The sequence below is a fragment of the Ilumatobacter coccineus YM16-304 genome (assembly GCF_000348785.1).
In the GTDB taxonomy this organism is placed as follows: domain Bacteria; phylum Actinomycetota; class Acidimicrobiia; order Acidimicrobiales; family Ilumatobacteraceae; genus Ilumatobacter_A; species Ilumatobacter_A coccineus.
On the sequence record NC_020520.1, the window covers coordinates 430,395 to 455,776 of the forward strand.

Annotated in this window: 25 protein-coding genes; 18 read left to right on the forward strand and 7 right to left on the reverse strand. The window is 67.2% G+C overall.

What is annotated here, in order from left to right:
* The 3 genes from YM304_RS01990 to YM304_RS02000 form a co-directional block, all read right to left on the reverse strand.
* Positions 1–2,970, reverse strand: a complete 2,970-nt coding sequence (locus YM304_RS01990) for a BTAD domain-containing putative transcriptional regulator (protein ID WP_162142019.1) — start codon at positions 2,968–2,970, stop codon at positions 1–3.
* Positions 2,971–3,137: 167 nt separating this feature from the next.
* Complete coding sequence (locus YM304_RS01995; protein WP_015439952.1) at positions 3,138–4,610, reverse strand: ABC1 kinase family protein; 1,473 nt, start codon at positions 4,608–4,610, stop codon at positions 3,138–3,140.
* Positions 4,610–4,906, reverse strand: coding sequence for a TraR/DksA C4-type zinc finger protein (locus tag YM304_RS02000; protein WP_041297911.1), 297 nt, complete (start codon positions 4,904–4,906; stop codon positions 4,610–4,612). Before YM304_RS02000 ends, YM304_RS01995 begins: the two co-directional genes overlap by 1 nt.
* A 104-nt stretch (positions 4,907–5,010) precedes the next feature.
* On the opposite strand from YM304_RS02000, the gene YM304_RS02005 reads away from it, so the two are divergent.
* The 3 genes from YM304_RS02005 (at position 5,011) to YM304_RS02015 (ending at position 9,079) form a co-directional block, all read left to right on the forward strand.
* Positions 5,011–6,015 (forward strand): polyprenyl synthetase family protein, encoded by a 1,005-nt coding sequence (locus YM304_RS02005; protein ID WP_015439954.1) that lies wholly within the window; start codon positions 5,011–5,013, stop codon positions 6,013–6,015.
* Positions 6,016–6,131: 116 nt separating this feature from the next.
* Entirely contained in the window at positions 6,132–7,481 is a 1,350-nt protein-coding gene (gene trkA, locus YM304_RS02010) for a Trk system potassium transporter TrkA (protein WP_015439955.1), read from the forward strand.
* Complete coding sequence (locus YM304_RS02015; RefSeq protein WP_051071267.1) at positions 7,478–9,079, forward strand: TrkH family potassium uptake protein; 1,602 nt, start codon at positions 7,478–7,480, stop codon at positions 9,077–9,079. Before trkA ends, YM304_RS02015 begins: the two co-directional genes overlap by 4 nt.
* Positions 9,080–9,095: 16 nt before the next feature.
* Here YM304_RS02015 and YM304_RS02020 read toward each other — a convergent pair whose 3' ends face one another.
* Both YM304_RS02020 and YM304_RS02025 read right to left on the reverse strand, forming a co-directional pair.
* A complete protein-coding gene (locus tag YM304_RS02020) occupies positions 9,096–9,563 on the reverse strand; it encodes a group III truncated hemoglobin (protein ID WP_051071268.1) in 468 nt (155 codons plus the stop codon).
* The gene (locus tag YM304_RS02025; protein WP_015439958.1) at positions 9,560–9,964 is read right to left on the reverse strand and encodes an RrF2 family transcriptional regulator; all 405 of its coding nucleotides are present in this window, start codon (positions 9,962–9,964) and stop codon (positions 9,560–9,562) included. Before YM304_RS02025 ends, YM304_RS02020 begins: the two co-directional genes overlap by 4 nt.
* A gap of 12 nt (positions 9,965–9,976) precedes the next feature.
* On the opposite strand from YM304_RS02025, the gene YM304_RS24495 reads away from it, so the two are divergent.
* Entirely contained in the window at positions 9,977–10,117 is a 141-nt protein-coding gene (locus YM304_RS24495) for a hypothetical protein (protein WP_154723269.1), read from the forward strand.
* Positions 10,118–10,150: 33 nt separating this feature from the next.
* On the opposite strand, the gene YM304_RS02030 is transcribed toward YM304_RS24495, so the two are convergent.
* Positions 10,151–11,410 (reverse strand): NAD(P)/FAD-dependent oxidoreductase, encoded by a 1,260-nt coding sequence (locus tag YM304_RS02030; RefSeq protein ID WP_015439959.1) that lies wholly within the window; start codon positions 11,408–11,410, stop codon positions 10,151–10,153.
* 46 nt (positions 11,411–11,456) lie between these two features.
* Entirely contained in the window at positions 11,457–12,323 is an 867-nt protein-coding gene (locus tag YM304_RS02035; protein WP_015439960.1) for a cytochrome c family protein, read from the reverse strand.
* Between the two features lie 209 nt (positions 12,324–12,532).
* Here YM304_RS02035 and YM304_RS02040 point away from each other — a divergent pair, with 209 nt between their 5' ends.
* From YM304_RS02040 to nuoG, 14 genes are read left to right on the forward strand one after another with little or no spacing between them, the layout of a single operon-like run.
* Entirely contained in the window at positions 12,533–13,009 is a 477-nt protein-coding gene (locus tag YM304_RS02040) for a hypothetical protein (RefSeq protein ID WP_015439961.1), read from the forward strand.
* A gap of 52 nt (positions 13,010–13,061) precedes the next feature.
* A complete protein-coding gene (locus YM304_RS02045; protein ID WP_015439962.1) occupies positions 13,062–13,475 on the forward strand; it encodes a 4Fe-4S dicluster domain-containing protein in 414 nt (137 codons plus the stop codon).
* Between the two features lies 1 nt (position 13,476).
* Entirely contained in the window at positions 13,477–14,262 is a 786-nt protein-coding gene (extP, locus tag YM304_RS02050) for a selenite/tellurite reduction operon b-type cytochrome ExtP (protein WP_041297913.1), read from the forward strand.
* Positions 14,263–14,320: 58 nt separating this feature from the next.
* Positions 14,321–15,091 (forward strand): cytochrome b family protein, encoded by a 771-nt coding sequence (locus tag YM304_RS02055; protein WP_015439964.1) that lies wholly within the window; start codon positions 14,321–14,323, stop codon positions 15,089–15,091.
* Between the two features lie 25 nt (positions 15,092–15,116).
* Complete coding sequence (locus tag YM304_RS21765; protein WP_015439965.1) at positions 15,117–16,007, forward strand: QcrA and Rieske domain-containing protein; 891 nt, start codon at positions 15,117–15,119, stop codon at positions 16,005–16,007.
* Positions 16,007–17,083 (forward strand): c-type cytochrome, encoded by a 1,077-nt coding sequence (locus tag YM304_RS02065; RefSeq protein ID WP_015439966.1) that lies wholly within the window; start codon positions 16,007–16,009, stop codon positions 17,081–17,083. Before YM304_RS21765 ends, YM304_RS02065 begins: the two co-directional genes overlap by 1 nt.
* Positions 17,084–17,089: 6 nt before the next feature.
* Positions 17,090–17,911 (forward strand): hypothetical protein, encoded by an 822-nt coding sequence (locus tag YM304_RS02070; protein WP_015439967.1) that lies wholly within the window; start codon positions 17,090–17,092, stop codon positions 17,909–17,911.
* 11 nt (positions 17,912–17,922) lie between these two features.
* A complete protein-coding gene (locus tag YM304_RS02075) occupies positions 17,923–18,417 on the forward strand; it encodes an NADH-quinone oxidoreductase subunit A (RefSeq protein WP_015439968.1) in 495 nt (164 codons plus the stop codon).
* Between the two features lie 46 nt (positions 18,418–18,463).
* Positions 18,464–19,021, forward strand: coding sequence for an NADH-quinone oxidoreductase subunit B (locus YM304_RS02080; RefSeq protein ID WP_083908550.1), 558 nt, complete (start codon positions 18,464–18,466; stop codon positions 19,019–19,021).
* Positions 19,018–19,500 (forward strand): NADH-quinone oxidoreductase subunit C, encoded by a 483-nt coding sequence (locus YM304_RS02085; RefSeq protein WP_015439970.1) that lies wholly within the window; start codon positions 19,018–19,020, stop codon positions 19,498–19,500. The genes YM304_RS02080 and YM304_RS02085 overlap by 4 nt, the downstream gene beginning before the upstream one ends.
* Complete coding sequence (locus tag YM304_RS02090; protein ID WP_015439971.1) at positions 19,500–20,864, forward strand: NADH-quinone oxidoreductase subunit D; 1,365 nt, start codon at positions 19,500–19,502, stop codon at positions 20,862–20,864. The genes YM304_RS02085 and YM304_RS02090 overlap by 1 nt, the downstream gene beginning before the upstream one ends.
* Before the next feature lie 3 nt (positions 20,865–20,867).
* Positions 20,868–21,500, forward strand: coding sequence for an NADH-quinone oxidoreductase subunit NuoE family protein (locus YM304_RS02095; RefSeq protein ID WP_015439972.1), 633 nt, complete (start codon positions 20,868–20,870; stop codon positions 21,498–21,500).
* Positions 21,497–22,903, forward strand: coding sequence for an NADH-quinone oxidoreductase subunit NuoF (gene nuoF / locus YM304_RS02100; protein ID WP_015439973.1), 1,407 nt, complete (start codon positions 21,497–21,499; stop codon positions 22,901–22,903). Before YM304_RS02095 ends, nuoF begins: the two co-directional genes overlap by 4 nt.
* Positions 22,900–25,380, forward strand: a complete 2,481-nt coding sequence (gene nuoG / locus YM304_RS02105) for an NADH-quinone oxidoreductase subunit NuoG (protein ID WP_015439974.1) — start codon at positions 22,900–22,902, stop codon at positions 25,378–25,380. The genes nuoF and nuoG overlap by 4 nt, the downstream gene beginning before the upstream one ends.
* The last annotated feature ends 2 nt before the right edge of the window (positions 25,381–25,382 follow it).

Sequence of the window (25,382 nt, forward strand, 5' to 3'; positions counted from 1 at the left end):
TCAGCCCAGACGTGCGGCGAGTCTGACCGTCGCCGCGTCGGGAACGATGTCGGCATCGTCCAGCGTGTCGACGAGCGAGCGCATGGCGGTGCGTGCAGCCGACCGGTCGCCGCTCGCTTCGAGCGCCGCGACGAACTGCCGGCCGGCGCGTTCGTTGAGCGGGTCGATCTCTCGCGCCTGCCCCGCCCAGCGAGCTGCCTGTTCGGGTTCGCCGCGTGCGGCGACGAGTTCCGCGATGCGGCACAGGGTGGTGACGGCGAGCGACCGGAGTCGGAGGCGCGTCAGCACCACCCAGCTCACGTCGAAGCCGGCGAGGTAGTCGCCCCGGTAGATCTCGATCGCGGCGACGTACGTGTCGAGGGCACGCGCCGGCAGGCCCGACCGGTCATCGGCTCGGGCCGCCTCGACGAGACGTTCGAACTCGACGACGTCGTGCCCGACGCGATCGTCGAGTGCGACCGACTCGCCATCGATCGCGAGGTGGAATGCAGACGTGCCCTTGACCCGGTCGGGCTCGAGTGCATTGTTGAGCGTCGACAGCGTGGTTCGCAGACTCGCCAGCGCACGTTCGTCGTCGTGCTCGGGCCACAGCAGGTCGATGATCTCGCGCCGATCGACGCGTCGGCGCTCGGCGAGCAGTCCGAGCAGTTCGCGGACCTTCGGCCGTTTCACGATCTCGGGCGCCGTGACCGGTTGCCCGTCTCGATGGAGTTCGACCGGACCCAGCGTCGTGATGTCGAGTCGGAACGGTTCGGCCTGTGGGATGTCGCCGAGCACATCGGCGGCGACGCGCGCTGCCGATCGCCCCGACACCTCGACGACGCGCTGCAGGAGGCGTCGCTCGTGTGGGAGGGCATGGAGCACGTCGGCCGCGGCCTCGCTGCCGACGCTCATCGCCGCGCACGCGAGTTCGGCGAGATGCGTGGGGAGCACGTTGGCACGCAGCAGGTCGACCTGATGCCACGGCAGATCGGCTGCCGGAGCGGCGTCGTCGTGCTCGCGCATCGCGATCACCGCTCGGCCCGCCGCCACCGCTGCTGAGCCGGCCGAACCCAGGTCGACTCGATCGAGCATCGGGCGCAGCGACGGCTGGCAGACGTAGACCATCGTGAGCGCGGCGAGGTGTGCCCGACTCGGCCAGTTGTTGTGCTCGTCGACGTACTGCGGGTGGGGCTGGTGCTCGGCGAGGATCGCTGACGCGGCAGCATCGCCGTCGAGCACGGCGGCGACCGCAGCGCGAGCGACGATCACCACCTCGAGGATGGACTGGCCGACGCCGCTGCGGGCGAGATCGGCCGCGTGTTCCGCGTAGCGGCGGGCGACGTCGTCGTGCCCGGCGGCGAGCGCGATGAGCGCGCCGGTGCCGAGGGTGCTCACGGCGGGGTGCGTGAAACCCTGACGCAGCGTTCGCTCGATCGAGTCACTGACGGCGGCCGCCGACGCGTCGGGTGACGAATCGCCGCGAATCCAGATCGAGATGCCGATGAACGCCGTGGCACCCGGTGTGAGGTGCGCGACGTCGTCGGAGGTGAGGCCCACGGCGACGAGTTCGGGGCGGGCGAGGTCGTAGAGCCGCTCCGCCCTGGCGACGAGTTCGGTCGAGCGGCCGAGACCGTGGATGCGGTCGAGTGCGGCGAGTGCGGCGTCGGCATCACCGTCGAGCTGATGGTGGATCGACGACAGGTAGGCCTCGACACCGGCCGCGAACTCGTTGTGCTCGGCGAGCTCGACGATGCGGTCGTACGTCGCCCAGTAGTCGTCGGCGTGGTGCAGGAGCTGGGTCTGCGCCGCCCGGTACATCGCCAGTGCCTCGAGTTCGTCGTCGCCATCGGCGCGGGCTGCCGCGCCGGCTTCGAGAAACATCGCCGCGAGCTGCCCTTCGAGGCCGGCGAATCGGCTGATGGCGTCGAGCACCTTGCACACGGCTGCGTCCGGGTCGATGCCGCGGGCGATGCGCCGAGTCGTGTGCACCGCATCGAGCGTCTGGAGCATCGTCGGTGCGAGCGCGAACGCCCGAGCCGTCTCGAGCGCGCCGATCGGGTCGCCCGACTCGTCGTACAGTTCGACCGCCCGCGGGAATCGTTCGCGTCGTCGCTCGGTGTCGGCGGCGATGGCCAGCGTCTTGCGTCGCTCGCCGGGTTCGAGCCGAGCGATGAGGGCTTCGCGCAAGATGTCGTGGAGTCGGTGGGTGCCGTCGTCGCTGCGTTCGACGAGTGGGGTTCCGGCGAGCAGGGTCGTGCAGTCGAATGCGCCATCGGTGATGGCGTCGACGAGTTCGTCGTCGAGTTCGTCGAGCACCGCGACGCGGCGCAGCGCGGTGAGTCGATCGGTGTCGTACGACGCCAGGATCTCTTCCCAGAGGAACGCGGCTCCTGCGTCGAGCCCGGCGGCGAGGCGCAGGTCGGCGGTCGCCGCGTGCCGTGGCAGCGACATCGCGTCGTGCTGTCGGCGCAGTTGTCGGAGCCGGGCGAGTTCGTCGTCGTCGAACTCGAGGTTGCGTTCGTCGATCTCGAGGAGCTCACCATGGGCTCGGAGGCGGGCCAGCGGGATGTCGGGAGTGCTGCGCCCGGCGAGCACCAGGTGACCGTTGGCCGGCAGCCGCGAGAGCAGTTCTGCGAGCACCTGCATCGACGCGGTGCCGTCGAGACGATGCGCGTCGTCGATCACGATCGCCACGTCGGTCGGGGCCTGCGACCAGATGGCGTCGATGATCCGTTCGAGCCGACCGTCGTCGACGGTCGACTGGTCGATGCCGAGGGCCGTCGCCAGGCCGCCGACGAAGTGATCGGGTCGGCCGTCGTCACGGTCGGCGGCGAGCCAGACGTCGCGGCCGACCGGGTCGAGGCGATTGTTCTCGGCGGCCAGGGCCAGCGCCGTGCTCTTGCCGAACCCGGCTTCGGCGATGACGGTCGTGACCCGATGGTCGAAACGCTGGTTGAGCAGACGGACGATCCGCGCGCGATCGATCACGTCGCCGTGTCGTACCGCCGTCGGTTCGAATCGAAACCCGTGTGTCATCGCTCGTCGCCCATCGTGCACCCGCTCGGAGGCTCTGGCACGTGTGCCGACACTACGACACACCGCCTCGGAGCGTCGGGCCCAATGCCGTGATCATCGACGTGCACCGATGGTCGATGTCAGTGGCTGCTGCGGCTGCGTGTCCAGGCGGCCTCGGTGGCACCCAGTTCGGTCGCGGGTTCGCCGTCGTTGGTGTACTCGAGCAGCATCGCTCGCCAGGGTCCGTGAGCTTCGAGCTTGCCGAGAATCGCGCTGACACCCCAGATCACACGGTCGAGGATCACGAAGCTCGGTGGCATGTTGAGCTGCTCGATCACGGGAGCGTGCGGCCCCTGCACGTCGAGGATCGTGGCGAGCGTGTCGCGCATCCACTCGCGTGTGAACGTGAACTCGTCGGTGAGGTACGGCACGTACGGGCTCGACACGTAGTCGTAGACCAGACCGGCGTCGAGGCCGTGCCCCGAACGCAGGAACCCCGACGACTCCATGCGTCGCACGAGCAACTCGGGGTCGCGGTCGACGATGATCGCGTCCATCGCCGGTTTGAGGGTCTCCCATTCGCCCGGCGACCAACGCTTGACGAGGCCGTAGTCGAGGAACGACACGCTGCCGTCGTGGTGGAACTTGTAGTTGCCGGGATGCGGGTCACCGTTGAAGATGCCGTAGCGGTGGATGGCGTTCTGCGAGAAGCGCCACAGCACTTCGGCAGCCCGCTGCTTCGTCTCGGTCGACTCCTGGCGTCGCAGTTGGTCGAAGGTCATGCCGTCGATCCACTCGGTGGTGAGGAGGTGTTCGGTCGAGTAGTCGGGAACCAGCTTCGGGATCCGCACCCACGGGTGACCGGCGAAGCGTTGCTCGAACTCCGCGACGTTGCTCGCTTCGAGCCGGTAGTCGAGTTCTTCGCGCATGCGTGACCGCAACTCGTCGACGAGTCCCTTGGCGTCGAGACCCTTGAGCATCATCGACGAGAACATCGCGTACATCACCTCGGCGGCGTCGAGGTCGCTCTCGATCGCCTCGTGGACGCCGGGGTACTGCACCTTCACCGCGACGTCGCGGCCGTCGGGCGTGACCGCGCGGTGGACCTGCCCGATCGACGCAGCGGCCACCGGCATGTCGGTCCAGTCGAGGAAGATCTTCTCCGGGGGCTTGCCGAGGTCGTCTCGGACGACGCCGGCGGCGAGCGTGGGGGCCATCGGTGCGGCATCGGCCTGCAACGTGGCCAGCGCATCTTGTGCCTCGTCGGGAAGTGCTTCGAAGATGAAGCTGATGAGCTGGCCGGCCTTCATCAGCACGCCCTTCATCTCGCCGAGTTCTTTGGCGACGTCGGCGGCGGTCTTGATGGCGAACTGTTCGTCGAGTTCGGCGCGGCGGGCCTCGGCGCTGCCGATGCCGCGAACGCGAGACACGGCGAAACGCGCCGAGTTGCGCGCCGACAGCTTCCACACCTTGGCCGACCGGGAGAAACGGCTCGCGACCGGCGATCCGACCACGCCGTCGCTGGCCTTCTTGCCCGCCTTCTGCGCGGCGGTCGCGAGACCGGCCGCCAGCGCCACGATCGACGCGAGCGAGGCGACGGCCTTCTTCTGCATCAGCTGCGCCGGGCGATCGGGTCGGCGGCGAGGACCTCGGGCGGGATCGGCTCGCCGGTCACCTCGTCGGTCCAGTAGGTGCCGTCGGCCAGGCGGACGAGTGCGGCGTCGACCCCGTCGAGGTCGGCGGTCATCGCATCGAGGTCGATGTCGTCGGCCGGTGCCGCCACGGGCACCTCGTCCTGCTGCGCGGCCTCGATCTGCTCGTGATGTTCGGCTGATTCGGCCGTCGACGGCTCGGCCTGCTGCTCTGCCCGGGCCTCGGCGGGCTCGGGCTGGTTCTGCTCGACTGTCACGCTTCGAGAACCTAGTGCCGATCCGGCCACTTGCGAAGGGCGACGTTTCGGGCGGCGGCGAGCTGTGTGATGCCCCTCGCCCGATCGCGGCCTAGCCTTGCGGTGTGGCCCTGGAGAACGTGACGTCGAACGCGCAGACGTCTCCGCTGTTCGGAATGTCGACGAGCGACGACGACCGGAAGCGGATCGAAGCAGCGATGCACGCCGCGGTGGTGACCCCCGATGCGTATCTCACCGAGATCGCGTCGCATCTCATCGTCGCCGGTGGCAAACGTCTGCGGCCGGTGCTGTCGACCGTCGCCGCGCAGATCGCCGGTGGCGACGCGTCCGACGACGTCGTGCGCGGCGGCGTCTCGTGCGAGCTCGTCCACCTCGGGTCGCTCTATCACGACGACGTGATGGACGAAGCCGACACCCGTCGAGGCGTCGAGACCGTCAACGCCAAGTGGGGCAACCTGCAGGCCATCCTCGCCGGCGACTTCCTGCTGTCTCGGGCCTCCGAGATCGCGGCGTCGCTCGGTACCGAAGTGGCCGGGCTGCTCGCCCGCACCATCGGGTGGCTCTGCGAAGGGCAGATCGAAGAACTTCGACACACCTACGACACCAGCCGCACCGAAGACAGCTACTACGCGTCGATCCACGGCAAGACGGCGTCGCTGTACGGCACGGCGGCACGCATCGGCGGCATCGTCGCCGGACACGACCAGGCGACCATCGACGCGCTCACCGAGTACGGCAACGCCTACGGCATGGTGTTCCAGATCGTCGACGACATCCTCGACGCCACGGCCACCGACGAGGAGTTGGGCAAGCCGGCCGGCCACGACATGGTCGAAGGCGTCTACACGCTCCCGGTGCTGCGCACCCTGGCGCTCGACACACCGGCGTCGGCCGAACTGCTCGAACTGCTCGGCGCACCGCTCGACGCCGCCCAGCAGGACAAGGCGCTGTCGATCGTGCGGTCGAACGCCGGCGTCGCCTCGGCCATCGACACCGCCGGCGAGTACGTGGCCCGGGCGGTCGAAGCATGTTCGTCGTTCCCGGAGTCACCGGCGACGACGGCGCTCGCCGACGCCCCGGCGGCCCTGTTGGCCAGCGTCGCCCGCTGATCGGCGAGTCCGTTCGGCCGCTCGCGGGTCGCTTGCGCTGACTTCGGTCTCCGTCGTCCGACACCATTTGTCGACGATGGGCGTAAGTGGGCGTCCGATCGGCAACACTTGCCACAATGCACGTCATCATCGTGGGCGCCGGCGAAGTCGGCCGCTACCTCGCACAACGTCTCGGTGCCGAAGGCAACGACGTCGTCGTCGTCGAACAGAACGAAGTCATCGCCGCCCAGATCGCCGGTGAGCTCGACGTCCAGGTGGTCGTCGGCAGCGCCACGGTGCCCTCGACGCTCGAAGCCGCCCGTGTCGACAAGGCCGACCTGCTCGCCGGTGTGACGCAGAACGACGAGGTCAACCTGATCGCCTCGTTGCTCGCGAAGGAAGCCGGAGTCGCCCAGACGGTCGCCCGCATCCAGACCGAGGAGTTGCGCGGCCCCGCCGGCAAGGCGCTTCGCGACGCGATGCAGACCGACCTGATCATCGACCCCGATGCCGACACCGCCGACGAGATCATGGAACTCGTCCACGTCTCGGGTGCCGACGAGGTCTACCGCATGTCCGACGGCGACCTGCTCGTGATCGGCGCGGTCATCGCCGAGGGGTCGACGCTCGCCGGGTCGACGCTCGCCGAGATCGGTGCGATCTACGAGCCCGACTGGCGCTTTCTGTTCGGCGCGCTGACGCGCAACGGCGAGACCGTGATCCCGCGCGGCGACCAGCGCCTCGAAGTCGGTGACCACGTGCGCGTGCTCACGTCTCGGTCGGCTCGTCAGGAGATCCTCGAGTTGCTCGGCGCGGCGCACCGCACACCGAAGCGCGTGATGATCCTCGGCGGCGGCGCGGTCGGGTCGCGTGTGGCCGAGCGACTGACCGACGAAGGCGCCGAGGTCGTGCTGATCGAGCAGGACCTGAGCCGCGCGAAGTTCCTCAGCGAGAAGCTGCCCTACGTCACGATCGTCAACGGCGACATCGAAGACGTCGACCTGCTCAACGAGGAATCGATCACCCGGATGGACCTCGTCATCGCCGCCACCGGTGACGACGCCGCCAACGTCCTCGCGTGCGCGTTCGCCGCCACCGAGCAGCACACGTTCACGGTCGCCGTGTTGCACCGACTCGCGCTCCTGCCGATCGTGCGACAGTTCGGCATCGACGCGGCGTTGAGCCCGCGTACCGCGTCGGCCAACGCGGTGCTGCGCCACGTGCGCGGCGGCACGGCGTCGGTGGCGACGTTCCTCGAGAGCGACATCGAGGTCGACGAGTTCCTGCTCGAAGAAGGCGCTCCGGCCGACGGGGTACGAGTCGCCGACCTGCACCTCCCGCACTCGATCGTGCTCGGCGCGGTGATCCGTCCGGGTTCTCCTGGCGCGATCGTCCGCGGTGCCACCACGCTCCACGCCGGCGACAACGTCGTCGTGTTCGCCCGACCTGATTCGATCCCGGCGTTGCTCAAGGCGTTCTCGGCGTGAGAGGCGCCGCGTCCGACGGGCCGGCACACGGCGGAGGACACAATCTCAGTTCGTTCGACCCGCACGCGTTGACGAACCCGCGCACGTCGTTGCTCGGCCGTCGCGGCGAACGTCTGCTCCGCGAAGACCGTCGACCGACGCTGACCGGTCACATCGTCGGCCTCAGCACCGCGGTGGTCGGTCTGGGCATCTTCCTCGCGGGACTCGTCGACGTCGTCGACGGTGGCCCCGACATCGTCGTGTTGCTCGTCACCGGCCTGGTCATGGCGATCGTCGGCGCGGTGGCGTGGCGATCGACGATCACGCCGAAGCAGATCCGCGTGCTCGACGTGTTCACCGCGGTCACGGTCACGTGGGTGGTGATCGCCGTGCTCGGAGCGATCCCGTACGTCCTCACCGGTCACTTCGGGCGCGTCGACGACGCGTTGTTCGAGTCGATCTCGGGGTTCACCACGACCGGCGCCACGGTCACGTCCGACATCGAGGCCACGTCGAAGGGACTGCTGTTCTGGCGCTCGACCACACAGTGGATGGGTGGCATGGGCGTCATCGTGCTCGTCGTCGCCGTGCTCCCGACCGTCGGCTCGGGCGGGATGAACCTCCTCGAAGCCGAAGCCCCCGGCCCCACCGGCGAGCGGTTGACGCCTCGGGTTCGCGAGACGGCGCGACGCCTGTGGGCGGTCTACCTCGGCTTCACGGCGGTACTCGCGGCGCTGTACTGCCTGGCGGGCATGAGCATCTACGACGGTGTGAGCCACAGCTTCACCACGGTCTCGACTGGCGGATTCTCGCCGTACCAGGCGTCGATGGGACACTTCGAGTCCGACGTCATCCAGTGGTTGGCGATCTTCGGCATGTTCTTCGCCGGCGGCAGTTTCACGCTCTACTGGCGAGCGATCAGGCGTAACCCGAAGCCACTGCTGATGTCGACCGAATTCCGGGTCTACGCCCTGTTCGCGCTCGCGATCACGCTGTGGGCGTTCGTCACCTCGGGGAACGGAGGCGGCCAATCGGCCGGGTTCCGCGACTCGCTGTTCACGACGCTGTCGACGGTCACCACGACCGGTTACGTCACGACCGAGTACGGCCTGTGGAGCGAGACGGCGCAGTCGCTGTTGCTGATCGCACTGCCCATCGGCGCCATGGCCGGGTCGACGGCCGGCGGCATCAAGATCGTGCGCGTCATGGCCGTTGCGAGCTTCGCCCACCGCGAAGCGCTCAAGCACCTGCACCCCAAGTTGGTGCGCCCCATCCGTGTCGGCAGCGGCATGCTCTCCGACGACGTCGCCGGCAAGGTCGTCGGCTTCCTGTTGCTCACACTCGTGATCTTCGGCGGCGGCTCGTTCTTCATCGCGGCGACGGGGCCCGACCTGATCACCGCGTTCTCGGCGTCGGCGACGGCACTCGGCAACGTCGGCCCCGGCCTCGGCGACCTCGATCACACCGGTGACTTCACCGCCATCCCGTCGCTGGGTCGAGCGATCGCGATGGTGCAGATGTTGCTCGGGCGACTCGAGATCTACCCCGTGATCCTCGCGTTGTCGGTCGTGACGTTGCGAGCACCGCGACTCGGTCGCGCCGTTCGCAACAACAACTGACCGCCCACGCCTCGCATCACCCGCTGCCCGCCCGAGTGGTCGGCCAGATCGGCTCGGTCGGCTCGTCGTGGTCACCGTGACGCCCGGTGAGCAGTCGCCGCATCGCGAACGCCATCTTCCTCGCTCGCACCTTGGCCATCTCGGCAGTCGGCCCGACGAACTGTTCGTCGATGGTCGACGTGAACAGATCGAGCCATCGTTCGAAGTGCGCGTCGGTGAACGGCGTGCGCTCGTGCGACGGCTCGTGAGCTCGTAGCGGATTGCCCTGGTACCCGCGCTCGCCGAGCAGTTGCCACGACCAGAAGTCGGTGAGCGTCGCGATGTGTTCGGGCCAGTCGACGTGAGCCGCGGCGAAGACGGGGCCGAGGAGTTCGTCCATCGCGGCATAGCGGTAGAACTCGACGACGAGTCGTTCGATGTCGTCGCGATGCTGCAGGTCGGTCCGCCCGGCCAGCTCGGCGTCGGTGAGCGGGCGCACGATCACGTCGTGACCGCCAGTGCGCCCACCGACATCGTCTTCAGCGAGGTCACCAGTTCGCGCCGTGCACGCCCCCAGGCGACGTGGAGGGCGCAGGGTTCGGTTGCGGCGCAAGGGCGATCGGCGACGACGCATCGCCCGGAGTCGGTGGGGCCGTCGACCGCCTCGACCACGTCGAGGACGTTGAGCGCGTCGATGTCACGCACCGGTTCGTAGCCGCCGGTGGGGCCCGGAACCGATCGCACCCAGCCTTCGCGCACGAGCGGGCCCATCACCTGGGGGACGAAACCGGCGGTGGTGCCCAACGCGGCGGCGAGGTCGACGCTCTTCAATCGTGTCGGTGCCCGGTGCAGCACGACCAACGCTCGGACCGCGAGATCGGCTCGCTGTGTGATCTCAAGTCGCATAGTGTGAGACTAATGAATTCCGACGACGACCGCCAGGGCCGTTCGAACCAGGCGGCGACCGACGGTCCGACACACCCGCATCTCCAGGCGACGCTGCTGATGGTCGGCATCGTCGTGTTCATCCTGCTCGTCGCGGTGCTCGACGCCAGATAGCCGCTCAGACGGCCCGTCGGGCGTTCGTCGCCGCTACCAGGACGGCGCGAAGCGTGAGACGACCTGGGCCAAGCGGTAGGCGCGCTCGGCCCCACCGGCGTCGTCGGACCGCAACTCGTTGGTGGCGATGCGCATCGCTGCGCCCATCGCTTCCTCGCTGCGGATCCCGCTGCGCAGCGCGAACTTCAGCAGTCGCGGCCGGCCGAGGAATCGAGCGCTGAGCCGGCCGACCTTGTGGTACGTGCCGATCTCGTCGTCGAGGAGCGCCGGGTAGCGCTGCAGCGTGGTGGAGTTGCCCACCGACAGTGCCTCGTCGAGCACGTCGGCCGCGATGCGACCGGTCATCAGCGCCGCGCCGATCCCGTGTCCGTTGAACGGGTTGGCCATGCCTGCCGCGTCACCCGCGACGAGGAAGGTCGGACCCATGATCGGGCGCACCGAACCGCCCACCGGAGTACGCCGGCGCACCGGATCGGTCAGACGCGCCGACGGATCGATGTGCCAGCGGGCAGCCACGTCGTCGATGACCGTGTCGAGCAGTTTGAGCGTGTTGACACCGAGCACGTCGCGGTAGCTCGACACCATCGTGACGCCGACGTTGACCGTGCCGTCGGCGACCGGGGTGACCCATCCGTGACCGGTGACCGGATTGTCGTTGCGGTCGCGCGGGCCGAGCACGATGTCGACCCACCGATCGGCGCTCCGACGGCTCTCGAAGTAGACGCTCGCCGAGATGGCGTACGGCCAGTTGCGGTCACGGTTGGTGCCGAGGCCGCGACCGAATCGGCTGTTGGCCCCGTCGGCGACCACGAGGAACCGGCAACCGATCTCGCGCGACGGTTGCACCGAGAGCGACGCGTCGGTCGCGGTGTCGGCGACCGTGGCGCCACGCACGAAGCCGCGCTCGACGATCGGAGCGACGGCCTCCTGGCCGATCACGACGTCGACCCCGGCGTCGCTGCACGTGTCGAGCAGCGCGCGATTCAGGTCGGAGCGACGGATCGACAGACCGGACGCACCGTCGGGCCATCGGATCGGCACCGACCGGTCGGACGACCACAGGCGCGTGCCGAAGAGTTCGTGGGTCGCGAGCCCGTCGGTGGCGATGTCGAGGTGCGCGAGCTCGCGAACCGTCGCCGGGTCGAGGAGATCGCCACGCGTGAACGGGGATCGGCCGGTGCGTCGCTCGACGAGGGTGACCGAGTGGCCGGCTCGGGCGAGCCGGATCGCTGTCGAGGCGCCTGCGGGGCCCCCACCGACGACGAGGACGTCGGTCGACGTGGCGTTGCTCACGTCGAGAAACTATCCGCTGGTCGTGGCGGTGTGCGCCCGATGCGGGTCAGGGGGTGCCGGGAACGGGCGCGGAGCCGATCGGGGTGATCTCGAACGTCTCGCCTTCGGCGTTGACGAACGGCTCGACTTCGTCGTCGGTGAGGTCGAACTCGCCGTCTTCGAGGGCGTGGAAGACCGGCGATTCGGCCGAGCACCATTCGGCGAACTCGGCGGCGTACTCGTCGCTGTCGGCGTCGGCGCCGCCGAGCGTGTAGCGCTCGTGGCAGACCACGCCGAGGATCTCATAACCGGTGAGCTGACCACCGAAGGCCGGCATGACGTTGCGGGCGCCCGTGATGTGAGGCCCGCCTTCGCGGTCGGGGTTGCCGTAGATCTCGATGCCTTCGAGGTTGTAGCCCTCGGTGCCGTAGTAGACGTAGCGGATCTGGTCTTCGATGTTCGGGAAGGTCTCGAGCACTTCGCCGCCGGTGAAGGCGTAGCCGAGGCCACCGCCACCCGCGCCGCCGTGGCAGCTCGAGCAGTTGCCGTACATCTCGGCGCCGATGCCGATCGGGCCCTCTTCGACCGCGGTCGACTCGGTGAGCGCGCGCACGTACATGAAGCCCCACACGGGCATGAGCGACAGCGTGGCCATGGCCCACCACGGCACCTTGCGGCGCTGCTTGGCGGCGACCACGTAGGCCGGGTCGGGCTTCGGCGGCTTCGGTGCCTCGGGTGCCGCGGCTGCGGTGCGGGCCGCCGGGCCGGTCGAGGCGGGCGCTGCTGCCGGTGCCGTCGAGGCAGCCTTGGCAGGAGCGGAAGACGACGCTCCGTCGGACGAAGCAGCGGCATCCGCGCCGCCGTCTCCGCCTTGGCCGATCGCGGCGCGCCGTTCGCGCGACCGCTTCAGCAGATGCTCGGGGATCTCAGTCACGTCCGCGAGGATAGGTGGCCGGAGCGCCGATCATGAATTTCATCCGCGACTTTCAGTGTGACGCGGGCGATATCGGAGAGAACTTGTGCACAACCTGGCGCGCGTTGCGAGGCTCTCTGCCAGACTTCAAACATCTGCCTCGCCTCAACTAGGCTTGTGTACGAATTCACGAGCACTACCCGAACGAACTGAGAGAGCCCCGCACGAACATGATCGCCATCGACGTCCTCGAGTGGCCTGGTTTCAACCAGGCGTTCATCGCCTCGTTTCTGGCATCCGTTCTGCTGTCACTCGCACTCATCCCGTACGGTAAGCGCCGCCCGATCGGTACGCCGTTCACCTGGGGTGAAGCGATGCTCGGCGCCACCTACATCTTCGGTGTCCTCTTCCTCTCGTACGGCATCATGCCGCACCAGTTCATCGACCACGCCGACAAGAACCTCGGTTGGTCGAAAGACAAGCTGATCTACGGTCCTGGCGGCATCTTGAAGGCCGAAGCCGAAGGTGGCTGGCTGCCGCTCACCCTCCAGTACGAAGCCGTTCGTGACACGGTCGTCGTGCTGCTGCACGCCTTCATGTTCGGCCTCCACATCTTCCTCGCCATCTGGTGGCAGAAGCGTGGCCAGAACGCCACGAAGGAACTGCCGACCTCCACCTACGGTCGCCCGCTGGTGAAGAAGGCATGAGCTCGATGACCTGTCCGACGATGCGGCTCCGTGCCGCCGGAGAACGCTGATCATGGCGAAGACCGACGCCAATCCTCCGTTGATGCCGTACACCGACGACTACACGTTGGTCGAGGTCGACGCGGACTACCTCACCAAGGCGGTCAAGCCCAAGCAGTTCATCCACATCGACCAGTCGGAGTGCATCAGCTGCGAAGGCTGTGTCGACATCTGCCCGTGGAAGTGCATCCACATGGTGTCGCTCGACGCGATCGACGACGCCATCGGCACCGAACAGCCGGGCACCGACCCGTCCGATGCGTTCATGTTCACGATCGACGACGACATCTGCACGCGCTGCGCGCTCTGTGTCGACCGATGCCCGACGGGCGTCATCATTCTCGGGAAGGCCGGCACGGCAACCGCCGTCGGCGACTCCCACACGCGTACCAACAACCACGGCTACGGCTACGGCATGAGGCTCTGAGATGGCAAAGATTATTGACGACAAACCCCGCCCGACAGTGAAGGACCGCATCAACGACGTCGTCGATGCGACCCAGGGCAGCCAGGCGTGGAGCTCGATCTTCCGCCCCGGCTCGATCTTCCGCAAGGGCTACACCGACAGCCCGCGTAACCGCAGCTACGTCATCATGAACTCGGTGCTGTACCACTTGCACCCGGTCAAGGTGAAGCGTCACGCGGTCAAGGTCAGCTACACGCTGTGCCTCGGCGGCCTGAGCTTCTTCCTGTTCATCCTGCTCACGGTCACCGGCATCTTCTTGATGTTCTTCTACCGTCCCGAGACCACGGCGGCCTGGAACGACATCAACAACCTGCAGACCTCGGTCACCTTCGGCCTCCTGGTCAGAAACATGCACAGGTGGGGCGCACACCTCATGGTGCTCGCCGTGTTCTTGCACATGGCTCGAGTCTTCTACCACGGCGCCTACAAGCCGCCGCGTGAGTTCAACTGGGTGATCGGCGTGATCCTGCTGATGCTCACCCTGCTGCTGTCGTTCACCGGCTACCTGCTCCCGTGGGACCAGTTGGCACTGTGGGCCGTCACGGTGGGTACCAACATGATGGGCTACACACCGGTGTTCGGTAGTGAGGTCAGATTCGTCTTGCTGGGCGGTGCCGAAATCGGCTCCGAAACGCTGTTGAGATGGTACGTACTCCACGTCTTGTTCCTGCCGTTCGTGATCGTCATCTTCATGGCGATCCACTTCTGGCGGGTGCGTAAAGACGGTGGTATTTCGGGTCCGTTGTGATCCGGATGCTTGACTGGAGACGAATCATGAGTGCAAGGAAGTGTGAGGGCAACGTCCGATGACTGAAATCCCAGAACACCTGCTGAAGCGAGCGGCTGCCGCTCGTGACAAGGCAAAGGCCGAACCGGCCGAAGAACCCGCAGCCGAGGCCGCCGCGCCCGCCGGTGACTCGCGCATTCCCGAGCACCTCCTGAAGCGGAGCCAGGCCGCCAAGGCCAAGTCCGACGACGCCCCCGCAGAGGGTGGCGGCGCGGTCGCCGTGGCCGAGAAGGTCGGCGCCGTCGTGGCCGCCGGCCCTGCCGGTGGTGGCGTGCCGATCGGTGCGGGCCCCGGAGGCCACACCCAGCGCCTGCTCACCGTCGTCAAGTCGGGCACGATCCAAGACGTCAAGGCGACGCCGGTCGACAAGGTCCACACCTGGCCGCACCTCCTCGCCGCCGAGTTCGTCGCCGCACTGGCGATGACGGCGTTCACGTTCATCTTCTCGATCTTCGTGCACGCTCCGCTGCTCGAACTCGCCAACACCAACCAGACCCCGAACCCGTCGAAGGCCCCGTGGTACTTCCTCGGCCTCCAGGAGCTGTTGGTCTACTTCCACCCGATGATCGCCGGCGTGACCCTGCCGGGTGTCGGCATGATCGCACTGATCCTCACGCCGTACCTCGACCGCAACCCGTCGAACAAGCCCGAAGACCGCAAGTTCGCCACCTCGATCATGACCGTCCACATCATGTTCTGGGCCGTGCTGGTCATCATCGGCTCGTTCTTCCGTGGCCCCGGCTTCAACTTCGTCCTGCCGTGGGTCGACGGCTTGTTCTTCGAGCTCTAGGAAAGACAGCAAAGGAACTACCCCCATGAGTACCGCAGCAGTCATAGCAATCGCCATCGCCGCCGTCGTGGTGTTGGGCGCCGTCAGCTTCCTGACGCTCGCCCGACGGAGCGACGTGCGCGGTGCCGGCGCGTTGTCCGGCGAGACCAAGAGCCGCGACAAAGCGAGCCGCAAGGACGCACGCGCCTTCGAAGCCGCAGCAACCGCTGACGGCGCACGCACCGCCGCCGTGGCCGAAGCCGAAGGTGAAGCCGCTCGCGGCGCCGGCACGGCCCTCGCCACCATCGACGACGATGCCGCCCTCGTTCCGTGGACGGCGCCCGACCCCGAGGTCATCGGTGTGTCGCGTCGCCAGTTCTTCAACCGGGCGACCGTCACCCTCATGACCGCCAGCCTCGGCGCCTTCGCAGCGGCGGCGTTCGTCGGCTTCCTGTGGCCGTCGGGCAGCGGCGGCTTCGGCGGCTCGGTCCCGATCGGCAAGCTCGACACCATCAAAGACGGCATCAAGCAGGGCGGCGGGTTCTTCTACGCACCCGAGGCTCGTTCGTGGGTCACCGAGTACCCGTCCGAAGCGCTCCCGATCGCTCGCACCGTCTACCCGACCAACCTCCTCGAAGCGATGGAGAACGGCATCGTCGTGCTCAGCCAGAAGTGCCCGCACCTCGGCTGCCGTGTGCCCGAGTGCGCGACGAGCCAGTGGTTCGAGTGCCAGTGCCACGGTTCGCAGTACAACCGCGTCGGCGAGAAGAAGGCGGGCCCCGCACCACGCGGTATGGACCGCCACCCGACGACCATCTCTGGAAGTGGTGAAGTAGTGATCGACACGAGCACCGTGGTGCCCGGTCCCGCGATCGGTGTCAACACGACCGGTCAAGAAGCCGAAGGTCCGCACTGCACCGGTGGTGGGGATCACTGATGGTCGGCCTCACCACCACGTCGATCGCCGGCCTGGCGTTCGTCATCATCCTCATCGGTTTCATCGTCTACGCGGCGTTCAACGTCGTCGGGGGTCGCGCCGAGGTCGGCTCCGAGATCGAGCTGGCACCCAACCGCAAGCAGTACTTCGACGACGAAGAACTCGAAGGCCCGCGCCTCGAGCGGATGCAGCTCCTCGGTGTGCTGCTCCTCGTCGTGGTCACGATCGGTCTGCCCTTCTACTGGATCCTCGAGCCGAGCCGTCAGGCCGGAGCGCAAGAGGGCTGGGACAAGCGATTCGCCAGCTGGGGTTCGGAGCTGTTCGAACCCACCGCTGACGGTGGCTTCAACTGCGCCGGCTGCCACGGCGGCATGTCGGCCGAAGGCGGCGCCGCGCCCTTCACCGTCACCGACCCGGTGACCAATGCGGTCGAGGCCGTCAACTGGAAGGCCCCCGCACTCAACACGGTCTTCTACAAGTTCGACGAATCCGAAGTCGAGTTCATCCTCAACTACGGCCGTCCGTTCTCACCGATGTCGCCGTGGGGCACCATCGGCGGTGGCCCGATGACCACCCAGCAGATCGAGACGCTCATCGAGTACCTCAAGAGCATCCAGATCCCGCGTCAGGGTTGCCTCGACGACGAGCTCGGCGGCGACGAGTACTTCGACGAGCAGCTCTGCGCCTCGGGCGTGCTGCCCGACAGCGAAGCCGAGAAGATCCAGACGGCGATCGAGCAGGCCATGGCCGAAGACGGCGTCTCCGAAGGCGAAGCCATCTTCAACCTCGAGCTCGGCTCCGGTGCGTACAGCTGCGCACGCTGCCACACCATCGGGTGGAGCTACGACGATCCGGGTATTCCCGGACAGGGTGCCTATGGTTGGAACCTGACCGGCGGTGCGACGAACAGTCACTTCGCCACCGAAGACGACATGGTCGCCTTCATCAAGAATGGTTCGGAGTTCGGCAAGCTGTATGGTCTCAGCGCCCAAGGCAGTGGCCGCATGCCCGGGTTCGGATCAGTGCTCACCGACGAGCAAATTCGCGCCGTGGTCGAATACGTACGGAGTCTGTGATCTGAAATGAACTTGTTGGCAATCGGCTGGGAGCCGGAACTTCGCGGACTGCTCACCGTCATCATCTCCGTGGTGATCCTGATGGGCTCCATCTACATGATCATGGCGACGAACATGGGCTCACGCCTGGCGTTCCTCGTCGCCATCACCGGCCTCGCCGGCTGGATGATGCTCATGGGCGCCACCTGGTGGATCTACGGCATCGGCCTGCGTGGCCCCGACCCGTCATGGCAGCCCGTGCCCGGGCAGACCGTGCTCCAAGACACCGAAGCGTTGCGCTCGGCCGGCATCCTCGAAGAGCCGCTGGCCGTCCCCGACGACGCCACGTTCGTCGAGGAAGCCGCACTCGTCAGCGACGTGCTCCTCGACGAGGGCTACGTCCTGCTCGACCCGGCGTCGCCGGCGTTCGGTCAGGCGCAGGCGTCGGCGTCGGTCTACCTCGAAGAGTCGGGTGCCTTCGCCACCGGCGAGTACGCCATCACCGACATCTTCGACATCGGCGGCGAGCGCTACCCGCGCATCGCCGGCCGTGACGAACTCGACTTCTTCGCCTTCTGGCACGAGCCGCACTACGTCGTCGTCGAAGCTGCGCCGTACGTGCAGGTCCGCGTCGAAGACGGCCGTGCACCGGTCTCGCCGACCATCGACGACACCCGTCAGCGCCAGTACGTGTACATGGTCCGTGACCTCGGCGCCCGTCGCCAGCCGGCCGTGGTGCTCACCATCGGCGGTGGAGCGATCTTCCTCTCGCTCTGTTACCTCCTGCACCGCCGTGAGCGCATCCTCAACGAGAATCTGGCAAACGCGAAGGCCGTCGCAACCGCCTAGGTTGGTTCGTGATGGGTCAGTATCTTCCGATCGTCGTCTTGATGGCGCTGGGCATCGTCTTCGGTGTCTTGAGCTTCCTGGCGTCGAAGCTCCTCGGGCCGAGTCGTCCGTCGGCAGCCAAAGAGGCGCCGTACGAGTGCGGCATCGTGCCGACGCGCGAACCGCCAGAGCGGTTCCCGGTCAGCTTCTACATCGTCGCGATGCTGTTCATCATGTTCGACATCGAGATCATCTTCGTCTACCCGTACGCCGTGTCACGCGGTGAGCTCGGGTACTACGGGTTCTGGGCGGTCCTGATCTTCTCGGTGATCTTCTTCCTCACCTTCGTCTACGAAGTCGCCCGTGGCGGCCTCGACTGGGGCCCGCTGCAGAAGTACCGCAGCCTGTCCGCCGAAGCGAAGATGGTGACCCCGGAACGAACGCTGACCTCGACCGTGCGTCGGGTCGGCACCGAGGGACGACTCGACGAGTCACCCGACCACGAATCAACTGCACCCGCCGCATAAGGAGAAACCCCACATGGGCATCGTCAACGATGTGCTCGACGACGGGATGGGCGGGCTGACGCACAACGTCATCACCGGCAAGCTCGAAGACCTCGTGAACTGGGCGCGATCGCGTTCCTCGTGGCCCGCTTCGTTCGGCCTGGCCTGCTGCGCCATCGAGATGATGGCGACCGGTGGTGCGCACTACGACATCTCCCGCTTCGGCATGGAAGTGTTCCGCGCCAGCCCGCGTCAGGCCGACATCATGATCGTCGCCGGCCGCGTCAGCCAGAAGATGGCACCCGTCCTTCGCCAGGTCTACGACCAGATGATGGAACCCAAGTGGGTCATCTCGATGGGCGTGTGCGCCAGCTCCGGCGGCATGTTCAACAACTACGCGATCGTCCAGGGCGTCGACCAGGTCGTGCCGGTCGACGTGTACGCGCCGGGCTGCCCGCCCACGCCCGAGACGCTCATCCACGCGATCGAGCAGCTCCACGGCCTGATCGAGACCCAGGAGATCATGAAGCGTCGTGCCGCCAACGGCGGCGGTGCCAACATCCACGTCGAGGAGATCACCGCCGGTGCCACGCCGGTCCTGCTCGGTGCGAAGGCGTCGTCATGAGCGACACGGTCACCGAACTCCACGGCTGCGCGGTCTCCGACTCGTGCGGACAAGAAGTCATCCACCCCACTCGTGAGCAGTACCTCGACCTGGTCAAAGCGCTCGCCGACGACGGGTACACCATCTGCGTCGACCTGTGCGGCGTCGACTACCTCCATCACCTCGACCGACCGCTGCCCGACGGCGTCGCCCCCGAGCGGTTCGAAGTCGTGGTCAATCTGCTCGACATCGGCAACCGCCGTCGCACGCGTGTCCGCGTTCAGGTGCCCGAGTCCGACCCCGTCGTGGCGTCGCTGTTCGACCTCCACCCCGGCACCGAAGCGCCCGAACGCGAGACCTACGACATGTTCGGCATCGAGTTCACCGACCATCCCGACCTCACGCGCATCCTGATGCCCGAAGACTGGATCGGTCACCCGCTGCGCAAGGACTACGCGATCGGTCGCATCCCGGTGCAGTTCAAGGAGACGAGCAACTGATGGCCACCACCGAAGAACACCTGGCCGACGAGAACTACGCCGTCTTCATCCCCAACACGCACGAGGGGAACCAGCTCCTCAAGCCGCGTTCGGAGACGAAGGCCAAGGAGCTGATGCGCGAGGTCGGCTCGGTGTTGCGCATGTCGGAGGCCGAAGCGGCACAGCTCGGCGACCTCCCCGACGACCCCGAAGACGATCAGACGATGATCATCAACATGGGCCCGCAGCACCCGTCGACGCACGGCGTGCTCCGACTCATGCTCGAGTTGCAGGGTGAGCAGGTGCTGCGCTGCAAGCCGATCATCGGGTACCTCCACACCGGCATGGAGAAGACCGCCGAGTCGCTCACCTACATGCAGGGCGGCACCAACGTCACCCGCATGGACTACCTGAGCCCGTTCAACAACGAGCTCGCCTTCTCGATGGCGACCGAGCAACTGCTCGGCATCACCGGCGACATCCCCGAGCGTGCCACCTGGATCCGCATGCTCATGGTCGAGATGAACCGCATCGCCAGCCACCTGCTGTTCATGGCCACCAACGGCATGGACCTCGGTGCCGTGTCGATGATGATCTACGGCTGGCGTGAGCGCGAAGAAGTGCTTCGGTTCTTCCAGGAGGTCACCGGCCTCCGCATGAACCACAACTACATCCGCCCCGGCGGTGTGGCTGCCGACCTTCCGGCCGGCTGGCGAGACGGCGTGCAGAACCTGCTCGACATGCTCCCGCCGCGGCTCGACGAGTACGACATCTTGATGACCGGCCAGCCGATCTGGCGCGAGCGTCTGCAGGGTGTCGGTGTGATCACGCCGAGCGAAGCGCTCGCCCTCGGTGCCACCGGGCCGATCGTCCGCTCCACGGGCGTCGAATGGGACCTGCGCCGTGACATGCCGTACCTCGAGTACGACAAGCTCGACTTCGACGTCATCGTCGGCTCGTACGGCGACGCGTTCGACCGTTACGCGATCCGCCTCGCCGAGATCCGCGAGTCGATGAAGCTCGTGCAGCAGATCATCGACCTCATGCCCGAAGGCGACTACCGCATCCAGGACAAGAAGGTCACCCCGCCGCCGCGTGCTCGCATCGACGAGTCGATGGAGGCGTTGATCCACCACTTCAAGATCTTCACCGAGGGCTTCAAGGTGCCCGAGGGTGAGGTGTACGTCGGCATCGAGAGCCCGCGTGGCGAACTCGGTTGCTACATCGCCAGCGACGGCTCGCCGACTCCGTACCGCATGCACATGCGCGACGCGTCGTTCACCAACATCCAATGTCTGCCGCACATGATGCGCGGCGGCCTCGTCGCCGACGCCGTCGCCGTCATTTCCAGTGTCGACCCCGTTCTGGGTGGAGTAGATCGCTAACCAATGTCTCGTCTCACTGATTCCAACGTCGCGCTCGCTCGCGAGATCATCGCTCGCTACCCCCGCACCAAGTCGGCGTTGATTCCGCTGCTGCACCTCTCTCAGGAGCAGAACGGATACGTCACCGACGACGCGATGCGCCACATCGCCGAACTCCTCGACATCACGCCGGCCGAAGTGCTCGGCACCGCGACGTTCTACGAGATGTTCAAGTTCGAGCCGGTCGGCAAGTACGTCATCAACGTGTGCCAGACCATGTCGTGCGCGCTGCTCGGCGCCGGTGCGCTGATGCACCACGCCGAAGAGAAGCTCGGCATCAAGGGCGGCTCCACCACCGACGACGGCATGTTCACGCTCGAGCACGCCGAGTGTCAGGCCGCCTGCACCGAGGCGCCGACACTGCAGGTCAACTACCGCCACCGCTACCGCGTCACGACCGCCGACTTCGATCAGATGATCGACGATCTGCGCTCCGGCAAGCTCGACGACGAGATCCCGCCGCACGGCACGCTCGGTCGCAACCGCCAGCGCACGCACCCGAACATGGTCGGCGCCGTGGCGCCCGAAGACGTCACCGAGCATCCCGCATGGATCAGCGTCAGCGTCGGCGACGAGAAGGACGGCAGCAACTCATGAGCACCGCCATCACGCGTGACTACACGCCCGGTTTCTACGAAGGTGATCGTCCGAAGATCGTCACCTCGCGATTCGAGTACGAAGACAGCTACACCCTCGAGCGTTACCTGGCGACCGGCGGCTACGAAGGACTCAAGGCGGCCCTCGCCAAGACCCCCGACGAGATGAGCGGTGAGGTCAAGGCCTCGACGCTGCTCGGTCGCGGTGGCGCGGGGTTCCCGGCCGGCGTCAAGTGGGGCTTCACCCCGCAGGGCGTGTGGCCGCGCTACCTCGTCGTCAACGGCGACGAGTCCGAGCCCGGCACCTACAAAGACCGCCTGCTCATGGAGCGCGATCCGCACCAGTTGATCGAAGGCTGCCTCATCGCCTGCTACGCGGCAGGGCTCTCGCAGTGCTTCCTGTACGTGCGCGGCGAGATGGCGCTGGCGCACGAGCGCATCGCTGCGGCGCTCAACGACGCCTACGACGCCGGCTACATCGGCAAGAACATCCTCGGTTCCGACTTCAGCGTCGACATCATCCTCCACTGGGGTGCCGGCGCCTACGTGGTCGGTGAAGAGACCGCGCTGATCGAATCGCTCGAAGGCGAGCGGGGCATGCCGCGACTCAAGCCGCCGTACTTCCCGGCCGCGGTCGGCCTCTACGGACAGCCGACCATCGTGAACAACGTCGAGACGTTGGCCAACCTGCCGTTCATCGCCGCCAACGGGTCGGCCGCCTACACGGCGATCGGCACCGAGACCTCGCCCGGCACCCGCATGATCGCCATTTCCGGGCACGTCAAGCGCCCGGGGGTCTACGAGATCATCAACGGCTCCACGACGTTCCGCGACATCATCTACGGCGACGAGTTCTGCCAGGGCATCCGTGACGACAACGAGCTCAAGGCCTTCGTGCCCGGCGGCGGTTCGGCCCCGTGGTTCCTGCCCGATCAGCTCGACATCCCGTTCGAAGGACGCGAAGCCGGTCAGGCCGGCTCGATGCTCGGATCCGGCGCCGTGATGGTGATGGACGAGACCACCGACATCCCCGAAGCGGCGCTCACGCTCACCCGCTTCTACGCCCACGAGTCGTGCGGCAAGTGCGTGCCGTGCCGTGAAGGCGGCACCTGGCTCCTGCGCATGCTCGAACGCGTGTGTTCGGGCCACGGCACCACCGCCGACCTCGACCAGATGTTCCAGGTCGGCGAGTCGATCTGTCCGGGTGACATGCCTCACGCCGCGAGCGAGCGTCTCGGTTTGGAAGCCACGCCGTTCCCGTACAAGATGACCACCATCTGTTTCGTCGGCCCCTCTGCGTATGCTCCGTTGCACTCGGCACTCACGCTGTTCCGTGACGAGTTCGACGCCAAGGTCACCGAATCACCCAAGCGCATCTCGATCCCAGTGACGGCCGCATCATGAGCAACGACGAAACGACCGCGGACACCGCCGACGACGCAACCGACGCGACCAACGACGAGGCCGCTCACGCCGAGCAGGCCAGCGACGTCGCCGTCGACGACGAGGTCGAGGCCGTCGAGGAAGAACCCGAGCCCGACCCCAACGTCGTGCAGGTCACCCTCAACGGACGCCAGATCGACGCTCGCAAGGGCGAGCTCGTCATCGCCGCCGCCGAGCGTCACGACACCTACATCCCGCACTTCTGCTACCACCCGCGGATGAAGTCGGTCGGCATGTGCCGCCAGTGCCTCGTCGAGGTCGACACCGGCCGCGGCATGCAGCTGCAGCCGTCGTGCATGATCTCGGTGTCGCCCGACATGGTGATCGACACCGAGTCCGACACCACGAAGCGCGCCCAGGAGGGCATGCTCGAACTGCTGCTCGCCAACCACCCGCTCGACTGCCCGGTCTGCGACAAGGGTGGCGAATGCCCGCTGCAAGACCAGGCCTTCAGCCACGGTCCGGGCGAGTCGCGCTACGTCGAAGAAAAGCGTCACTACGAGAAGCCGATCGCCATCTCCGATCTCGTGCTGCTCGACCGTGAGCGCTGCATCCTCTGCGACCGCTGCACCCGTTTCGCCGACGAGGTGGCCGGCGACAAGCTGATCCACTTCACCCAGCGCGGCAACGAGACGCAGGTGATGACCTTCCCCGACGAGCCGTTCGCCTCGTACTTCTCGGGCAACACCGTGCAGATCTGCCCGGTCGGTGCGCTCACCGCCGAGCCGTACCGCTTCAAGGCCCGCCCGTGGGACCTCGACCAGAACGAGTCGACCTGCACCACGTGCTCGGTCGGCTGCCGCACCGTCGTCCAGTCGAGCCGTGACGAGCTGCTCCGCTACCAGGGTGTCGATTCCGATTCGGTCAACCACGGCTGGTTGTGCGACCGGGGTCGCTTCGACTTCGAGGCCGTCAACTCCGAGCACCGCCTCGCCGAGCCGATGGTCAACACCGAGGCCGGACAGGTCGCAACGTCGTGGAACGCTGCGATGGCCACGACCGTCGAGATCATCCAGACCGCGCTCAGCGCCGGCGGACCATCGAGCATCGGCATCCTCGGTGGCGCCCGTGGCACCAACGAAGATGCGTTCGCCTGGTCACAGCTCGCCGATGCGCTCGGTGTGACCCACCGCGACGCCCAGCTCGGCGACGGACTCCCGGTCGAAGTGCTCGGCCTGAATCGCGCCACGATCGACGAGGCCGCCAACGCGTCCACGATCATCGTGCTCGGACCCGACATCAAGGAAGAACTGCCGGTCCTGTACCTGCGTCTCCGCGACGCCGTGCAGGAGAAGCGCTCGAAGCTGATCGAGATCGCCGCGGTCGACACCGGCCTCACGCGCTACGCCTGGAAGAGCGTTCGCCATCAGCCCGGCCTCCAGTCGGAGTCGATCTCCGAACTGCTCGCCGACGCCGACGTGCAGGCGCAGATCGCCAGCGGCGACGTCGTCGTCGTGGCCGGTCGCCCCAACCTCGCCGAATCGGCCGACGCCACGGTCGCCGCACTGTCGACACTGCTCGCCGGTGTGCCCGACGCCAAGGTGCTGCCGGCGCTGCGCCGCGGCAACGTCGTCGGAGCCCTGTCGGTCGGTATGGCACCGGCCGACGGCGACCACGACGGCCTCGCCACGCTCCGCGCTGCCGCCGACGGCAAGCTCGAACTGCTGATCCTGCTCGGTGCCGACCCGCTCAACGACTGCCCCGATGCCGATCTGGCTCGTCGAGCCCTCGCCGGCGCACGTCGGGTGGTGTCGATCGACACGCACCCGACCGAGTCGAGCAAGCTGGCCGACGTCGTCCTGGCCGCCGCGGCCTACGGCGAGAAGGCGGGCACGACGACCAACATCGAAGGTCGGGTCACCTCGCTCGCAGCCAAGGTCACCACGACCGGAACCGCCCGCCCCGACTGGATGATCGCCTCCGAGTTGGCGAGCATGCTCGACGTCGACGGTGACATCACCGACGTCGTCACGGTCGACGACATCACCGCCGCCATCGCCGAGACCGTGCCGGGCTTCGGCGCCATCGCCGGCGCCGCCGCTGCCGGTACCGAAGGCGTGTTGACCGAGGTGCAGTCGGCCGAGCTGCCCGCCGTGAGCGCCACGGCGCTCAAGCGCAACAGCTTCGACTACCGCCTCGTGGTCAGCCGCAAGCTGTACGACCGGGCGATCGGCACGGCGATGTCGCACTCGCTCGCCAAGCTCGCTCCGGGCGCAGCCGCTCACGTGCACCCGCTCGACCTCGACCAGCTCGGCGTCGCCGAAGGTGGCGACGTCAAGCTCATCGGCCCCAAGGCGACCGCCGTGTTGCCCGTCGTGGCCAACCCCGCGATCGCCCGAGGCGTCGTGTGGGCTCCGTTCAATCAGGGCGGCGGCAACGTCGAAGACATCATCGACTCCAGTGCCGCCGTCGTCGACGTCCAGATCGAGGTGGTGTGAGC

Excerpts from the sequence above, each read along its gene's own strand:
- YM304_RS02040 (WP_015439961.1), top strand. The coding sequence starts at position 12,533 with ATGATCGCCATCGACGTCCTCGAGTGGCCTGGTTTCAACCAGGCGTTC.
- nuoG (WP_015439974.1), top strand. The coding sequence starts at position 22,900 with ATGAGCAACGACGAAACGACCGCGGACACCGCCGACGACGCAACCGAC.
- YM304_RS02055 (WP_015439964.1), top strand. The coding sequence starts at position 14,321 with ATGACTGAAATCCCAGAACACCTGCTGAAGCGAGCGGCTGCCGCTCGT.
- YM304_RS01995 (WP_015439952.1), bottom strand. The coding sequence starts at position 4,610 with ATGCAGAAGAAGGCCGTCGCCTCGCTCGCGTCGATCGTGGCGCTGGCG.
- YM304_RS02080 (WP_083908550.1), top strand. The coding sequence starts at position 18,464 with ATGGGCGGGCTGACGCACAACGTCATCACCGGCAAGCTCGAAGACCTC.
- YM304_RS24495 (WP_154723269.1), top strand. The coding sequence starts at position 9,977 with ATGAATTCCGACGACGACCGCCAGGGCCGTTCGAACCAGGCGGCGACC.
- extP (WP_041297913.1), top strand. The coding sequence starts at position 13,477 with ATGGCAAAGATTATTGACGACAAACCCCGCCCGACAGTGAAGGACCGC.
- nuoF (WP_015439973.1), top strand. The coding sequence starts at position 21,497 with ATGAGCACCGCCATCACGCGTGACTACACGCCCGGTTTCTACGAAGGT.
- YM304_RS02090 (WP_015439971.1), top strand. The coding sequence starts at position 19,500 with ATGGCCACCACCGAAGAACACCTGGCCGACGAGAACTACGCCGTCTTC.
- YM304_RS21765 (WP_015439965.1), top strand. The coding sequence starts at position 15,117 with ATGAGTACCGCAGCAGTCATAGCAATCGCCATCGCCGCCGTCGTGGTG.
- YM304_RS02045 (WP_015439962.1), top strand. The coding sequence starts at position 13,062 with ATGGCGAAGACCGACGCCAATCCTCCGTTGATGCCGTACACCGACGAC.
- YM304_RS02075 (WP_015439968.1), top strand. The coding sequence starts at position 17,923 with ATGGGTCAGTATCTTCCGATCGTCGTCTTGATGGCGCTGGGCATCGTC.
- trkA (WP_015439955.1), top strand. The coding sequence starts at position 6,132 with ATGCACGTCATCATCGTGGGCGCCGGCGAAGTCGGCCGCTACCTCGCA.
- YM304_RS02025 (WP_015439958.1), bottom strand. The coding sequence starts at position 9,964 with ATGCGACTTGAGATCACACAGCGAGCCGATCTCGCGGTCCGAGCGTTG.
- YM304_RS02085 (WP_015439970.1), top strand. The coding sequence starts at position 19,018 with ATGAGCGACACGGTCACCGAACTCCACGGCTGCGCGGTCTCCGACTCG.
- YM304_RS02095 (WP_015439972.1), top strand. The coding sequence starts at position 20,868 with ATGTCTCGTCTCACTGATTCCAACGTCGCGCTCGCTCGCGAGATCATC.
- YM304_RS02065 (WP_015439966.1), top strand. The coding sequence starts at position 16,007 with ATGGTCGGCCTCACCACCACGTCGATCGCCGGCCTGGCGTTCGTCATC.
- YM304_RS02070 (WP_015439967.1), top strand. The coding sequence starts at position 17,090 with ATGAACTTGTTGGCAATCGGCTGGGAGCCGGAACTTCGCGGACTGCTC.